The organism is Oxalicibacterium solurbis, from assembly GCF_014635845.1.
Lineage (GTDB): Bacteria > Pseudomonadota > Gammaproteobacteria > Burkholderiales > Burkholderiaceae_D > Oxalicibacterium > Oxalicibacterium solurbis.
In genome coordinates, this window is the sequence record NZ_BMDP01000001.1 from 821939 (window position 1) to 837035 (window position 15097).

13 protein-coding genes are annotated in these 15097 nt (G+C 59.3%); 8 read left to right on the top strand and 5 right to left on the bottom strand.

Annotated features, from left to right (window positions below):
* The first annotated feature begins 77 nt into the window (after positions 1-77).
* From IEV40_RS03955 to IEV40_RS03970, 4 genes are all read left to right on the top strand, one after another.
* Positions 78-1109 (top strand): DUF2971 domain-containing protein, encoded by a 1032-nt coding sequence (locus IEV40_RS03955; protein WP_188419638.1) that lies wholly within the window; start codon positions 78-80, stop codon positions 1107-1109.
* Between the two features lie 160 nt (positions 1110-1269).
* Positions 1270-2019 (top strand): hypothetical protein, encoded by a 750-nt coding sequence (locus tag IEV40_RS03960; protein WP_188419639.1) that lies wholly within the window; start codon positions 1270-1272, stop codon positions 2017-2019.
* A 129-nt stretch (positions 2020-2148) separates the two neighbouring features.
* Positions 2149-3276, top strand: coding sequence for a pyridoxal-phosphate-dependent aminotransferase family protein (locus IEV40_RS03965; RefSeq protein WP_188419640.1), 1128 nt, complete (start codon positions 2149-2151; stop codon positions 3274-3276).
* A gap of 396 nt (positions 3277-3672) precedes the next feature.
* On the top strand, positions 3673-4476 hold the full coding sequence (locus tag IEV40_RS03970; RefSeq protein ID WP_188419641.1) for a TlpA disulfide reductase family protein: 804 nt from the start codon (positions 3673-3675) through the stop codon (positions 4474-4476).
* 101 nt (positions 4477-4577) lie between these two features.
* On the opposite strand, the gene IEV40_RS03975 is transcribed toward IEV40_RS03970, so the two are convergent.
* Positions 4578-6797, bottom strand: a complete 2220-nt coding sequence (locus IEV40_RS03975; protein WP_188419642.1) for an OsmC domain/YcaO domain-containing protein — start codon at positions 6795-6797, stop codon at positions 4578-4580.
* 258 nt (positions 6798-7055) lie between these two features.
* On the opposite strand from IEV40_RS03975, the gene IEV40_RS03980 reads away from it, so the two are divergent.
* Positions 7056-7304, top strand: a complete 249-nt coding sequence (locus IEV40_RS03980) for a DUF3297 family protein (protein WP_188419996.1) — start codon at positions 7056-7058, stop codon at positions 7302-7304.
* 163 nt (positions 7305-7467) lie between these two features.
* Here the strand turns inward: IEV40_RS03980 and ilvD are convergent, their stop codons facing one another.
* The gene (ilvD, locus tag IEV40_RS03985; RefSeq protein ID WP_188419643.1) at positions 7468-9141 is read right to left on the bottom strand and encodes a dihydroxy-acid dehydratase; all 1674 of its coding nucleotides are present in this window, start codon (positions 9139-9141) and stop codon (positions 7468-7470) included.
* Positions 9142-9345: 204 nt separating this feature from the next.
* On the opposite strand from ilvD, the gene IEV40_RS03990 reads away from it, so the two are divergent.
* The 3 genes from IEV40_RS03990 to IEV40_RS04000 are packed head-to-tail and all read left to right on the top strand — an operon-like array spanning position 9346 to position 11700.
* Positions 9346-10242, top strand: coding sequence for a LysR family transcriptional regulator (locus IEV40_RS03990; RefSeq protein ID WP_188419644.1), 897 nt, complete (start codon positions 9346-9348; stop codon positions 10240-10242).
* 4 nt (positions 10243-10246) lie between these two features.
* A complete protein-coding gene (gene lgt / locus IEV40_RS03995) occupies positions 10247-11086 on the top strand; it encodes a prolipoprotein diacylglyceryl transferase (protein ID WP_188419645.1) in 840 nt (279 codons plus the stop codon).
* Entirely contained in the window at positions 11083-11700 is a 618-nt protein-coding gene (locus tag IEV40_RS04000) for a phosphatase PAP2 family protein (protein ID WP_229723939.1), read from the top strand. The genes lgt and IEV40_RS04000 overlap by 4 nt, the downstream gene beginning before the upstream one ends.
* Before the next feature lie 126 nt (positions 11701-11826).
* On the opposite strand, the gene IEV40_RS04005 is transcribed toward IEV40_RS04000, so the two are convergent.
* The 3 genes from IEV40_RS04005 to IEV40_RS04015 form a co-directional block, all read right to left on the bottom strand.
* On the bottom strand, positions 11827-12006 hold the full coding sequence (locus tag IEV40_RS04005; protein WP_188419646.1) for a hypothetical protein: 180 nt from the start codon (positions 12004-12006) through the stop codon (positions 11827-11829).
* Between the two features lie 15 nt (positions 12007-12021).
* Entirely contained in the window at positions 12022-13293 is a 1272-nt protein-coding gene (gene waaA / locus IEV40_RS04010; RefSeq protein WP_188419647.1) for a lipid IV(A) 3-deoxy-D-manno-octulosonic acid transferase, read from the bottom strand.
* Positions 13294-13476: 183 nt separating this feature from the next.
* The gene (locus tag IEV40_RS04015; protein ID WP_188419648.1) at positions 13477-14853 is read right to left on the bottom strand and encodes a phosphomannomutase/phosphoglucomutase; all 1377 of its coding nucleotides are present in this window, start codon (positions 14851-14853) and stop codon (positions 13477-13479) included.
* Positions 14854-15097 lie beyond the last annotated feature (244 nt).

Consider the following 15097-nt stretch of genomic DNA (forward strand, 5'->3'; position numbering starts at 1 on the left):
AAATCTCGAGGCAACAGGCATAGTCAAAACATGAATACGTCATGCCACCGTCACATGGCCGTGGATAATGACGGGGTATGCAGGTCAATCATGAATTTCCCGATGCGCTCCCGGATGTTCTGCCCGATACATTTTCCGGCCCAATTCCCCGGAACGAACTGAAGAACCGGCTCAACCGCATCTTCTTCCCCTACGCCGACCGGCAACTGCAGCGCATCAGCAAGAAATCCCGCTTCGCTTATTACACCAACGCCGAGACCGCGCGCCGCATCCTCGCCAACGAGGAAATCTGGATGCGCGACACCTACGACATGAACGACGCGATGGAAATCGAATACGGCTTCGATTGCCTGCACACAGCGTTCGATGACGACGCACTGAAGAGTCGCTTCATGGCCGTGCTCGACGATTGCGCGGAAGGCCTGGCCGAAGAAATCCTGCAACGCTTCGACAGCTGGTCGCCGCACCTGAAGACGCATACCTTCATCGCCTGCGTTTCCAAGCACCGTTCGCGCGAGAACCATCACGGCCGCCTGTCGATGTGGCGCGCCTACGGCGGCAGTTCCGGCGTCGCGCTGATCCTGAATGCCGAAGCGATGCTGAAGATTTCCTCGCGTGCGCTGGGCGCATATTCCAGCCCGGTCGGCTACATGACGGCAGCCCAGGTACGCAAGGAACTGCGCGCCGTCGTACGCAACATGGAAGAGGCACGCGAACTGCTCTGCAGCCTGGGCCGCGAACGGGTGCGCGACAACGTGCTGTCGATGCTGCATTACGCGGTTCTGTGCATCAAGCATCCCGGCTTTCACGAAGAGCGCGAATGGCGCATCATCACCAATGCGCAATGGCCGGAAGTCGCGGTGCGCACATCGGCCATCGAAACCATACGCGACATTCCGCAGAAGGTGCAGAAGATCAAGTTCCGTGACGATCCGCAGAACGGTCTGTACGGACTAGGCCTGCCGCAACTGCTGAACCGCGTCATCATCGGCCCGACAGCATCGCCGCAATCGCTGAAGGAAGAATTCGTCGCACTACTGGAACGCGCTGGCGTCCGCCATCCGGGCAAGAAGATCGTGGTGTCCAATATTCCGCTGCGCTGCAGCTGAATCCTGTAGCCGGATATTGCGATCAGATGTTACGGTCGGACATCGCCGTCAATGGATATCAAAGCGAAAACAAAAGCCGCGACGCAAGCGAAGCAAAAACGAAGCAACTGCAGGCATGCGGCATAATGCCGGCTTCCTCTTTTTCAATCTTCGCCTTCCCATGAGCGTCATCGACAAGGCCCGCGGCGACCGTCGCATTGCCGCGCTACTGCAGAGCGTGCAGCAACGTACACGACTCAAGTTCGAAAAATCCGATAGCGAACACTGGCTCTCCAGCGTGGACGGCGAACGCGCCGTCATCGAATACGCTGGTTGCCGCCATCCGAGTGCGGCGCTGGCACAGGAGCTGCTGACGATCGAGCTCCTGCTGTCCGGTTTCCGCCCGATCCGGCTCGGCATTTCCTCCGTGTTCGAACAGGAAGCAACGCCGACCTTCATCAACGTACTGAATCACGAACTGCAACGGCACAAGATCTACGCGCGTTTCCTTGCGCTCGGCTTCACCCCCGAACAGTTTCAGCACGACAGCGACAAGGACACCTTCCCGTATCTGCAGCAAGTGCTGATGACGGAGCCGGACAACATCGCCCGCATCATCCCGCCCTTCCTGATGCTGCTGTCGCCAGGCGGCACGCTGACGCTCGATGCGTTTCAGGATCTGTACGACCGCTTCCTGCGCATCAACACCGCCTGGACCAAACAACTCTTAACAATCGAGCAACTCCTGAAGGACTGGGAGCAAAGCGAGTCGCTGGATCAGACGCTGACCGTGCGCAAAATCCTGCTGACCATCGAGCCGAAGGGCAATTTCAGCTGGTTCGGCTTCAGCGACGAAAAGGGCTTCCCGGATGACGGTTTCTACATCGATGAGGCATTTTCGGTACGCGTCGTCCCTGATCAGGCCACCTGAACCGCCGGCAGGCAAGCCAAGAAACCGCACAAGCGGTAAAATCACGGTTTCGCAGATTTGCACTTTTTTGGGGCCTGGCCGCGCATGCGCAGCCGGGCCGGTTTACTTTTCACACTTGCTGGAGCCACTGTGCCTGGTCTACTTCCCAACGTCGATCCCGACGGTCTTCTCGAATATTCCGTCGTCTACACGGATCGCGCGGTCAATCACATGTCGAAACGCTTTCAGGGCGTCATGTGCGATATCTCCCGGACGCTGAAGCAGGTCTATCACGCGCATTCGGCCATCGTCATGCCGGGCTCCGGCACCTTCGGCATGGAAGCCGTCGCCCGCCAGTTCGCCACCGGCAAACCCTGCCTCGTGTTGCGCAACGGCTGGTTCAGCTTCCGCTGGACGCAGATCCTTGAAACCGGCAGCATCCCGTCCAGCACCACCATTCTGATGGCGCGTCCGGAGGACGATTCCGTGCAGGCCGCCTACGCGCCGGCGCCGATCGACGAAGTCGTCGCCACCATCAAGGAAACCAAACCCGCCATCGTCTTCGCACCGCACGTCGAAACCGCTTCCGGCATCCTGCTGCCGGACGATTACATGCGCCAGGTATCCGACGCCGTGCATTCGGTCGGCGGCCTGTTCGTACTGGATTGCATCGCCTCCGGCACGATCTGGGTCGACATGGAAAAGACCGGCACCGACATCCTGATCAGCGCACCGCAAAAAGGCTGGAGCGGTTCCGCCGGCTGCGCCTTCATCATGCTGAGCAAGCTCGCGCGCGAACGCATCGATTCCACGCAAAGCACCAGCTTCGCCTGCGACCTGCGCAAATGGCTGCAGATCATGGAAGCCTACGAGCAAGGCAACGTCGCCTACCACACGACGATGCCGACCGACGCGCTGACCATCCTGCGCGACACGATGAAGGAAACCGAAGACTACGGCTTCGACAAGGTATGCGCCGAACAGCAGGAGTTGGGCGACCGCGTGCGCAAGCTGCTGGCAGAGCGCGGTTTCAAGAGCGTGGCGGCAAAAGGCTACCAGGCACCGGGCGTGGTCGTCAGCTACACGACAGACGACGGCATCCAGTCGTCGAAGAAATTCGCTGCAGTCGGCCTGCAGACGGCAGCCGGCGTACCGCTGCAATGCGATGAACGTCCGGATTTCAAGACCTTCCGTGTCGGACTGTTCGGCCTGGACAAACTGCACAACATCGAGCGTACCGTCGCGAATCTGGAGAAGGCGCTGGACGCGATGGCGTAATACGCATCACTGCCGGCAGTCGCAAGGCCGGCAACCCATCGCACATTGTTTATTGGAGCAGACATGAATACGAAGTGGAAAATCATCGTGACGATCTTCGTCGTCGCCATCTCGGCAATCTCCCTGTACGTCAATCCGTAACGGAAGCTGCATCGGGAACCACATCGGCCGGGCGCGATTGCAATCTCGCAAGCCTGTCGACCAAGTTCAAAAGCCGGACAAACGTCCGGCTTTTTTATTGGGAGAATTGCAAACACCATACGCGCGATGATCTTCTTCGGAAAACCGGTGTCACGACAACCGGCATCGAATATTCCGCACAAGATGTAACCGATTCACCAGCATCGACGAATTACACAGGTCTTCTCTTCATTTTTAATCGACCTGCTATCGCCCATGTCCAGCCTATCCTTCGGCATCTTCTCGATCAAAACCTCGCAGCTGCTTCTCGTCATCTGCCTTCTCGCTGCACTGGCAATCGCACTGATCGTTTCCCGGCGTAAAAATATCAAGATTATTGATACATCGTTGCAGATCATTCTGCTCTCGATGGTCGTCGCACGTATCGTGTTTGTCGCCACATGGTTCGAACATTACTGGAAAGCACCGTTGTCGATACTGGACATTCGTGACGGCGGTTTCAACGTTGCGGCCGGTATCGCTGCAGGTTGTGCGCTGGTTGCGTGGCGCAGCTGGAAACAGCCGATACTGCGCACACCGCTGGCCGTCGGCACACTGACCTTCCTGCTGGCATGGGGCATCGCCGTGCCGTCTGCCGATTCGATTGCAGGAGAAGTCGCGTTGCCAGCCGTGACGCTCACGACCTTCGATGGCAAGCTCACGACGTTCGAGAAACTCGCCCACGGCAAACCGCTGGTGGTCAATCTGTGGGCCAGTTGGTGCCCGCCCTGCCGCCGCGAAATGCCGCTGCTGGTGGAAGCGCAGAAGAAGAACAAGGGCATTGCCTTTGTCTTCGTCAATGAAGATAGCGATCGGGACGAGGGATTACTCTTCGCCAACCAGATGAATCTGCCGACCGGCAGCATCGTCGCCGATTACGATTTTGGATTGATGCGCATGTTCGGCGCGCGCGTGCTGCCGACTACCTTGTACTACTCAAAGAATGGAGAGCTGGTGGCAACGCATGTAGGCGGCTTGTCGGAAGCAACGCTGGCCAGTGGATTATCAAAAATAAAGTGATTGAATAGCGGCTGATATCATTCAGGCCGGCATGCCCGCACTGACACTCGCGCCGCTATCGAACATGCTTTTTTCTGGAAGACGGGCCCCCATCGCCCCCGTCACAAGGCGCCGGCCTGACTGGCGATAGTTGCCAAGCCGGCCCGCGCTGCATGCAGTTTCCTGTAGCTGTCGAGCAGACGCTGGTGCCTTTCGAGACCTTCCAGTTGCATGCTTGTCGGTGTCAGGCCGAAAAAGCGCACGCTGCCGTCCGTTGAACCCAGCACCGCGTCCATCCGGGCGTTGCCGAACATGCGGCGGAAATTGACCACATAGTCGTCCAGTTCCAGTTCGTCATCCAGCAGCACCTCCAGCACCACATTCAGGGCCTGATAAAACAATCCGCGCTCGACCGTGTTGTCGTTGTACTGCAGGAAGGCACCTACCAGTTCATGCGCCTCCTCGAATTGCTGCAAGGCGAGACGGATCAGCAATTTCAGTTCGAGCACGGTCAACTGCCCCCAATCCGTGTTTTCGTCGAATTCGATACCGATCAAGGTGGCGATATCGCCGTATTCATCCAGCTCGTTGTTTTCCAGACGATCGAGCAATGCTTCCAGCGCAGTATCGTCCAGTTGATGCAGGTTCAGGATATCGGCGCGGAACAGCAGTGCCTTGTTGGTGTTGTCCCAGATCAAATCCTCTACCGGATACACCTCGGAATAGCCGGGCACCAGAATGCGGCACGCCGTCGCACCCAACTGGTCGACCACCGCCACGTACACTTCCTTGCCCATTTCTTTGAGGATCCCGAACAAGGTCGCGGCTTCTTCCACATTGGAATTTTCGCCATGGCCGGAAAAATCCCATTCGACAAAATCGAAATCCGGTTTGGCGCTGAAGAAACGCCACGACACCACGCCGCTGGAATCGATGAAATGCTCGACAAAGTTGTACGGCTCGGTCACGGCTTCGCTGGCAAAAGTCGGTCGCGGCAAATCGTTCAAGCCTTCAAAGCTGCGCCCCTGCAGTAATTCTGTCAGGCTGCGTTCCAGCGCTACTTCCAGGCTTGGATGCGCGCCGAATGATGCAAACACGCCGCCGGTGCGCGGGTTCATCAGCGTGACGCACATCACCGGATAGACGCCGCCCAGCGACGCATCTTTCACCAGCACCGGAAAGCCTTGTTCTTCCAATCCCTTGATGCCGGCAACAATGCCGGGATATTTCGCCAGCACTTCCTGCGGCACATCGGGCAAGGCGATTTCGCCTTCGAGAATTTCGCGCTTCACTGCACGCTCGAAAATTTCGGACAGACATTGCACCTGTGCTTCGGCCAGTGTGTTACCGGCGCTCATGCCGTTGCTGGCATAAAGATTCTCGATCAGATTGGACGGGAAATACACGACTTCGCCGTCCGACTGCCGCACATACGGCAGCGAGCAGATGCCGCGCTGCACATTGCCCGAGTTGGTATCGATCAGATGCGAGCCGCGCAGTTCGCCATCCGGGTTGTAAATCGCCAGGGAGTACTCATCGAGAATTTCCTTCGGCAGTGCATCCTTGCGGCCGGGTTTGAACCAGCGCTCGTTCGGATAGTGCACAAACTCGGCGTTGGCGATGTCTTCACCCCAGAACACACCGGCGTAGAAATGGTTGTTGCTGACGCGCTCGATGTATTCGCCCAGCGCCGACGCCAGCGCGCTTTCCTTGGTCGAGCCCTTGCCGTTGGTGAAACACATCGGCGAATGCGCATCGCGAATATGCAGCGACCATACGTTGGGCACGATGTTGCGCCACGACGCGATCTCGATCTTGATGCCGATGCTCGCCAGCAGGCCCGACATGTTGGCGATCGTTTGTTCCAGCGGCAGATCCTTACCCGCGATGCAGGTGCGTGCATCGGGTGCCGGCGTCAACGTCAGCAACGACTGCGCATCGGCATCCAGATTTTCTACTTCTTCGATGACGAATTCTGGGCCTTCCTGCACCACTTTTTTCACCGTGCAGCGCTCTATCGAACGCAGGATGCCTCGGCGATCGGCTTCCGAAATATCCGCCGGCAGCTCGACCTGAATCTTGAAAATCTGTGCGTAGCGATTTTCCGGATCGACAATATTGTTCTGCGACAGACGAATATTTTCGGTCGGAATGTTGCGTGTGTTGCAATACAACTTCACGAAGTACGCCGCACACAAGGCGGACGAAGCCAGAAAATAATCGAACGGACCTGGTGCCGAACCATCGCCCTTGTAGCGAATCGGCTGGTCCGCAATAACCGTAAAGTCATCGAACTTGGCCTCAAGACGCAGCTTGTCGAGAAAATTGACCTTGATTTCCATGGGGCGAATTCCAAAAATGGTGCTTGATGAAGTAGCCGCTATTATCCGTCGCCACGCCGGTGTCGTGTCATGCAACGATGTTTTTCACAAACGTTGCTGCATACGGATAATTTGACCGGCAAACGCCATTACGCGGGAAGTGGCCGAAACTGGCGTCACATGCAGTCAATCGCTGTTTGGGTCGATAGCGGCTATCGGCCGATGCACGAGGCAAGGCAAAATTTGTTTTGCCTGATCTTATCGTTGATAATTGTCGACATGAACGATACTACACAGCGCCCCGCTCTTCCCGACCGACTCTCCATCGATCCTCGCAGCCCTTATTACGATGCCGCCATATTTGAACATCAAGTGGGCATCAGGCTGAACGACAAGGAACGCTCCGATGTTGAGGAATATTGCATCAGCGAGGGATGGGTGAAAGTCCCGGCCGGAAAGGCGCTGGACCGCAAAGGCAATCCTTTACTGACAAAGTTGAAAGGCAAGGTCGAAGCTTTTTACCGGTGACGATCGCCTTTCACCGACATTCCTTCATGCCTGTCATGGCTGCAGCGGACAGGCGTTAACGCTTCTTGCGGCAACACTGCCAAGCCGCTTTCAGCCGATTGCCTTCAGCGCCATTAAAAAAGCCGGACTACTGTCCGGCTTTTCAGTTACAGCACGCTTCCGATCAACCGGTGACCGCGCCCTTGCTCGCGGTCGAAGCCAGTGCCGCAAACTTCGACAACACGCCACGCGTATAACGTGGCGCTGGCTGCTTCCAGTTGGCACGACGGCGTGCGATTTCTTCTTCCGACACGTTCAGTTGAATCAGCAGTTTGTGCGCATCGATCGTGACCGAGTCGCCCTCTTCCACCAGACCGATCAGGCCGCCGACAAATGCTTCCGGCGACACGTGACCGACCACCATGCCCCAGGTACCGCCGGAGAAACGACCGTCGGTGATCAGGCCGACGGATTCGCCCAGACCTTGACCGACCAGCGCGGAAGTCGGTGCCAGCATCTCCGGCATGCCCGGACCGCCTTTTGGTCCGAGGTAACGCAGGATGACGACGTCGCCCGCCTTGATCTGTTTGGCCATGATCGCGTCCATTGCCGAGTATTCGTCGTCGAACACGCGCGCCGGGCCGGTGATGACCGGGTTTTTCAGGCCGGTGATTTTTGCCACGCAGCCTTCAGGCGACAGATTGCCTTTGAGGATCGCGAGGTGGCCTTGTTCGTACAACGCGTCCTTGATCGGGTGAATCACGTCCTGATCGGCACGCGGCACCGATGGCACGTCGGCCAGCATTTCGGCCACGGTCTTGCCGGTGATCGTCATGCAATCACCGTGCAGCAGACCTGCGTCGAGCAACACCTTCATCACTTGCGGAATGCCGCCGGCCTTGTGCAGGTCGGTCGCGACGTATTTGCCCGAAGGTTTCAGATCGCAGATGACCGGAACCTTCTTGCGCATGCGCTCGAAGTCGTCGATGGTCCATTCCACTTCCGCAGCGTGTGCAATCGCGAGGAAGTGCAGCACGGCATTGGTCGAGCCGCCGGTTGCCATGATGACGGCGACGGCGTTTTCGATTGCCTTGCGCGTCACGATGTCGCGCGGCTTCAGGTCGTTCTTGATCGCTTCGATCAGCACGCGGGCGGATTCCGCTGCGGAGCCGACTTTTTCATCGTCAGGATTGGCCATCGTGGACGAGTACGGCAAGGCCAGACCGAGCGCTTCGAACGACGACGACATCGTGTTTGCCGTGTACATGCCACCGCACGAACCCGACGACGGGCAGGCGTTGCGCTCGATGCCGTCGAAATCTTCCTGCGACATGCGGCCAGCGGTGAATTCACCCACGGCTTCGAATGCGGACACGATGGTCAGGTCCTTGCCCTTCCAGTTGCCCGGCTTGATGGTGCCGCCGTACACGTAGATGCTCGGCACGTTGGTGCGCAGCATGGCGATCATGCCGCCCGGCATGTTCTTGTCGCAACCGCCGATGACGACGCAGCCGTCCATCCACTGGCCGTTGACGGCAGTTTCGATACAGTCGGCGATGACTTCGCGCGAGATCAGCGAGTACTTCATGCCTTCGGTACCCATCGACATGCCGTCGGAAATCGTCGGCGTGCCGAACACTTGCGGATTGCCGCCGGATTCCTTGATGGTCTTGATCGCGATGTCGGCGAGTTTCTGCAGGCCGGAGTTGCACGGCGTAATCGTCGAGTGACCGTTGGCGATGCCTACCATCGGCTTGTCGAAGTCTTCCTTCTCGTAACCCATGGCGTAATACATGGAACGGTTCGGGCTGCGCGACACGCCCTGCGTGATGTTCTTGGAACGGCGGTTGAATGACATGGTGACTCCAGAAGTCGGTAATGCGCCGCAATTTGAAAACGGAACAGAGGCTGCGGCGGTTGCCTGCCCGGTAACAGGGCAATTCCTTGAAAAACCGAAAAGAGCGGCTAGATTGCCTTGCGTGGCGCTGCGTGTCAAATATATGATTCAATGCATATCAATACGTATTTCATATCAATCAAGCACAACCAGACAGGCGAACGGATGAACATCGAACTGCGGCAATTGCGCTATTTCGTCACCGTGGCGGACGAGATGCATTTCGGCCGCGCGGCGCAGCGGCTGCACATGACGCAACCGCCGCTGTCGCAGGCGATCCAGCAACTGGAAGCGGCACTCGGCGGCGTGCAATTGTTTACGCGTACCAGCCGCAGCGTGGCATTGACTCCGGCCGGCACGGCGCTATTGCCTGAAGCGCAACGTATCCTGCAGCAGACTTCCGCCCTGCCCGATCTGGCGCGGCGTGCCGCCTCTGGCGCATCGGGCCGGCTATCACTGGCGTTCGTCTCGACGGCAGACTACAGCGTGTTGCCGCCGGTGCTACGCGAATTCCGCGAGGCGTACCCCGATGTGGAAATCGACCTGCGCGAAGCCACCACCGACGTGCAGATCGAGGAACTGCTGCAGGGCCGCGTCGATGTCGGCCTGCTGATCCCGCCATTACCGGATCGCGCTCGGGCGCAGCTCGATTATCTGCCGGTGCTGACGGAACCTTTGATCCTCGCCGTACCCAAAGGACTGTCCATGCTGCGCGGCAAGACCAAGATCGCATTGCAGGCGCTGGCCGAACAGCCGCTGGTGATCTTCCCGCGTCGCATTGCACCGGCGCTGCACGATGCGATCGTCGCCTGCTATCACGACGCGGGGCTGACGCCGCGCATCGGACAGGAAGCGATCCAGATGCAGACCATCATCGGCCTCGTTTCCGCCGGCATGGGCATCGCGCTTGTGCCACAATCCGTGTCGAACCTGAAGCGGCCCGGCGTTGAATACCGGCCGCTGGCGGACAGGACGCCGCTGGTCGAGACCGGATTGGCCTGGCGGCGCGACAATGCCTCACCGGTGTTGCGCGCCTTCCTTGAACTGTTACGAAAGAAATAGAGTTATGTGGGTTCACCCGATGCCAGATCCGGTCGCGCTGTCGATCGGCCCGCTGCACATCCGCTGGTACGGCCTGATGTATCTGGCCGCCTTCATCCAGTTCGTCGCGCTGGCGCGCGTGCGCATCAAACAGCCACAGATCGCGCGCTGCGGCTGGACGAAAGAAGATATCGACGACATGCTGTTCTATGGCGTGCTCGGCGTGGTACTCGGCGGACGGCTCGGCGAAGTGCTGTTCTATCACCCGGAATTCTATTTCGCCAATCCGCTGGAAATCGTCAAAGTCTGGAACGGCGGCATGTCCTTCCACGGCGGCTTCCTCGGCGTGCTGCTGGCGATGAGCATCTGGGCCTACAAGCGCAGGCGCAATGCGTGGGACGTGCTGGACTTCATCGCGCCGATGGTGCCGCTCGGCTACGCCTTCGGCCGCCTCGGTAATTTCATCAATGCCGAACTGCCGGGCCGCATCGCCGATGCGACGCTGCCGTGGGCGATGATCTGGCCAAACGTCGACAATCTGCCGCGCCATCCGTCGCCGCTGTATCAGACGCTGGAAGGCGTCGTGGAGTTTGCTCTGCTGTGGTACTTCGCGCGCAAGGAACGCCCGCGCATGGCAGTCGGCGGCATGTTCTGCCTGCTGTCCGGCATGGGACGCTTCATCACCGAATACTTCCGCGTGCCGGACTATGAAGTCCATTTCGCCGGCATCACGATCTCGGCCGGACAGATGCTGTCACTGCCGCTGATCGCGCTCGGCATCGTGATGCTGATCGTCGCGTATCGCCGCGGTGCGCATGCTCCCGATCGCGTGCCGTCCCAAGAAGCGCAGACGCGGGCAGGATGATGGAATACTGGGAACACTTCACCCGCCTCGCCGATACCAATCTCACGATTCCCGCCGCAGCCGTCCTCACGGTCTGGCTGCTGTGCGCCCGCACATGGCGCACCTGCCTGCTGTGGTGCGTGCTGTTCGGCGGCGGACTGTTCCTCGTCGCCGCAACCAAGATCGCCTATGCTGGCTGGGGCATCGGCATCGCCGCCATCGATTTCAGGGGATTCAGCGGCCATGCGATGCGCGCGGCGGCGCTGGCGCCGGTGCTGATGCATGTGCTGTTGCAGCGCCGTTCGCGCACGGTATTGACTACCGGCGTCTTGTTCGGCGTGCTGTTTGCATTGGGTATCGGCATTTCGCGGCTGGTACTGCAGGTGCATTCGGTATCGGAGGTTGTTACCGGCTGGATGCTCGGCTTTGCCGTTGCCTGGCTGTTCATCCGCTTCTGCGCGCACCATCCGACGATTGCTTTCGATCGCCGTTCACTGGCGCTCGCGACATTGTTCCTGCTGCCGCTATTGATACTGAAGCCGGCACCAACCGAAAGCTGGATCGTGCGGATTGCGATTGCATTGGCCGGCGCAGAACATGCAGACCAAATCCGGCAGCGTACGACAGGTCTTTGATGACATTGACCGAACTTGATCGAAGAAAGCGAGATCGAAAGCAGCGATAACAATCGCTTCCGATTTTCCTCATGAAAAATGCCGGTCAACTGACCGGCATTTTTTTGTGCAGCCTTGCATCCGCATTCATTCGCTGTGCGGACCGCAACAGGCGCACGGCCCGTGACCATGACGGACATAGCGGTAATCGACCGGCTTTTCCCCTGTCACCGTGAAAGCATCAGTGACTGCTTCCACTGTCACCTCCCTGTACGCTTCGGTTTCCGGCAAGCCCGACGACTGCATCTTGTCTTCCGCGTTATTCATCTTCACCTCGTCAGATCATTTATTCACAAAAGGCGCAAGCAAAGCCATCGTACGCGCCGTGGCACCGCGATGCTGCTGCGAAAAATGCCGCGCATGCTGCCCCATCTCATTACGTGTATGTACGTCGGACAACAGCCTGTCTGCCTGCCGCATCAGTTCCAACGCATCGGCCACGCGCAATGCCGCGCCCGCCTCGATTGCATTCTGCGCTGCATCGGCAAAATTGAAGGTGTGCGGACCGACCAGCACCGGCGTGCCGACTGCACAAGCTTCGATCAGGTTTTGCCCGCCCAGCGGCAGCAGGCTGCCGCCGACGAACGCAACATCTGCCGCCGCGTAATAAGCGAACATCTCGCCCATCGTGTCGCCAAGAAAAACGCGTACGTCCGGTGCCAGCACTTCTTCGCCTCTCGACGAGCGACGCGCCAGTTTCAGGCCGTGTTCCACAACCAGTCGCGCAACTTCGTCGAAGCGTTGCGGATGTCGTGGCACGATCAACAGCAGCACATTAGGGATATCGAGCTGCGCCAGCTCGGACAGGATCAGCGCTTCCTCGCCGTCGCGCGTATTGGCGCATGCCAGAACCGGGCGCGCACCGAAACGCGCACGCAGCACTGCACCGCGCGCCAGCATTTCTTCCGGCGGCACCACATCGAACTTGATGCTGCCGGTCACCTGTACATTCGGCGCACCGAGCTGGCGGATACGCAGCGCATCGCTATCGGTCTGCGCCGCCACGCACGACATCGCAGCGGCGGCTTCGGTGAACAGCCCCGGAAACCGCATCGCACGCGCCAGCGAACGTTCGGACAAGCGGGCGTTGACCAGTGCCACCGGTACACCGCGCCACCGGCATTGCGTCATCGCGTTCGGCCACACCTCGGTTTCCATCAGCACGCACAACTGCGGACGAAAACGGCGCAGAAAACGTCCGACCATCCAGCCGGTATCGTAGGGAAAGTAGCACTGCGTCACGCGCGGCTCGTTGCCGAACAAGGCCCTGCCGGTCGCACGGCCGGTCGGCGTCATGTGCGTCAGCAGGATGCGATGTGACGGATATTCCTGCAGTAGCGCCTCGATCAGCGGTTGCGCAGCGCGCGTCTCGCCGACGGATACCGCATGCACCCATAACAGGGGGCCTTGGCTGGCTTCCTGCACGCCGCCGTAGAAACCCAATCGCTCCGCGACATGCTGGCGGTATCCGGGCTCCTGCCGTCCGCGCAGCCACAGGCGCAGCAGCACCAGCGGCAAGGCCAACCACCAGGCAACGGAATAGATCACGCGCATGGCAGCAGTCCACGCGCGGCGCGGATATCAGGGGGACGGGAGGAAAATCGCATGCCGCGTATTATGCCGTGTTGCCCGGCATGGGTCACTGTCCGCGCGGCATCGCACAAAGGTAAGCGAAGGCAAGCGAAACCAAAACGGCCGGCATGCAGCCGGCCGCAGGATTCGGCAATCCGTGCTTCTTCAATACGGCATCACGGCATCCGGCTTGGCTGCCGTGATCACGCGCTTGAACTCGGCCTGGATACGCTGCAGTGCCTGCTGCGATTCCGCCTCGAAGCGCATGACGATGACCGGCGTCGTATTCGACGAACGCGCCAGGCCAAAACCGTCCGGATATTCGACGCGCAGGCCGTCGATCGTAATCGTGCGATCGGAGCCGGGGAATTTTGCTTCGCTCTGCAGCTTGGCGATCAACGGGAAGCTTTCGCCTTCCGACAGCTTCAATTGCAGTTCCGGCGTGGATGTCGATTGCGGCAGCGCATTCAGCACGGCCGACGGATCCTTCTCGCGGCTCAGCAGTTCCAGCATGCGCGCACCGGCGTACAAACCGTCGTCGAAACCGTACCAGCGATCCTTGAAGAAAATATGGCCGCTCATCTCGCCGCCGATCGGTGCGCCGGTTTCGCGCATCTTGGCCTTGACCAGCGAATGCCCGGTCTTCCACATCAGCGGCTTGCCGCCGTACTGCTCGATCCACGGCGACAGATGGCGCGTGCATTTGACGTCGTACAGGATCTGTTCGCCCGGATGGCGCGTCAGCACATCCTTCACGAACAGCATCAGCTGGCGATCCGGATAGATGATCTGGCCGTCCTTGGTAACGACACCGAGGCGATCGCCATCGCCGTCGAACGCAAGGCCGATTTCGGCATCGGTCTCTTGCAGGCACTTGATCAGGTCCTGCAGATTTTCCGGATGCGCGGGATCGGGATGATGATTGGGGAAATTGCCGTCGACGTCGCAGAACAGTTCGATCACTTCGCAACCCAGCGCGCGGTACAGATCGCCGGCAAACGCACCTGCCACACCGTTGCCGCAATCGACGGCAACCTTCATCGGCCGCGCCAGTTTGACGTCGCCGGTGATGCGTTTCAGATAGGCATCACGAATGTCGTGCGTACGATAGCTGCCCTTGCCTTCGGTCAGTGTGCCGTCGACGATCGCCTGATGCAGCGCCTGGATCGCGTCGCCATAGATCGCCTCGCCGGCCAATACCATCTTGAAGCCGTTGTAGTCAGGCGGATTGTGGCTGCCGGTAACCATGATGCCGGAACGCGCATCGAGTTCATGCGTGCCGAAATACAGCACCGGTGTGGCAACCACGCCCAGATCGATCACGTCGACGCCGGCAGCCTGCAGGCCTTCCGCCAGCGCAGCCGTCAGTTCGGGGCCGGACAGGCGGCCGTCACGGCCGATCACGACCGTGGTTTCGCCCTTGGCGCGCACGGCGCTGCCGAAAGCGCGTCCGATGTCGCGTGCAATGCCGGCATCCAGCGTCTTGCCGACGATGCCGCGAATGTCATAAGCCTTGAAGATGCCTTGCGTGAGAGCCGCCATATGCAACCTTGAACCTTTCAGAAAAATTCACCAAACCGCAATCCATGCAGCGACCCGATTCGTGATCCGATGGAATGCGGAAAAATGCAGGAAGGAAATACTTTAACAGCCCTTGCGCGCTTTACCCACTGTTGCCGAACAAGACCATCGTCTTCATCCGCAGGCCAGGTGCGCCGCATGGGCAATCGTGCGCCGCAGGTATGACCGGCCGATGTCGACGGAAGTTTCAGACACGGCAAGCTTT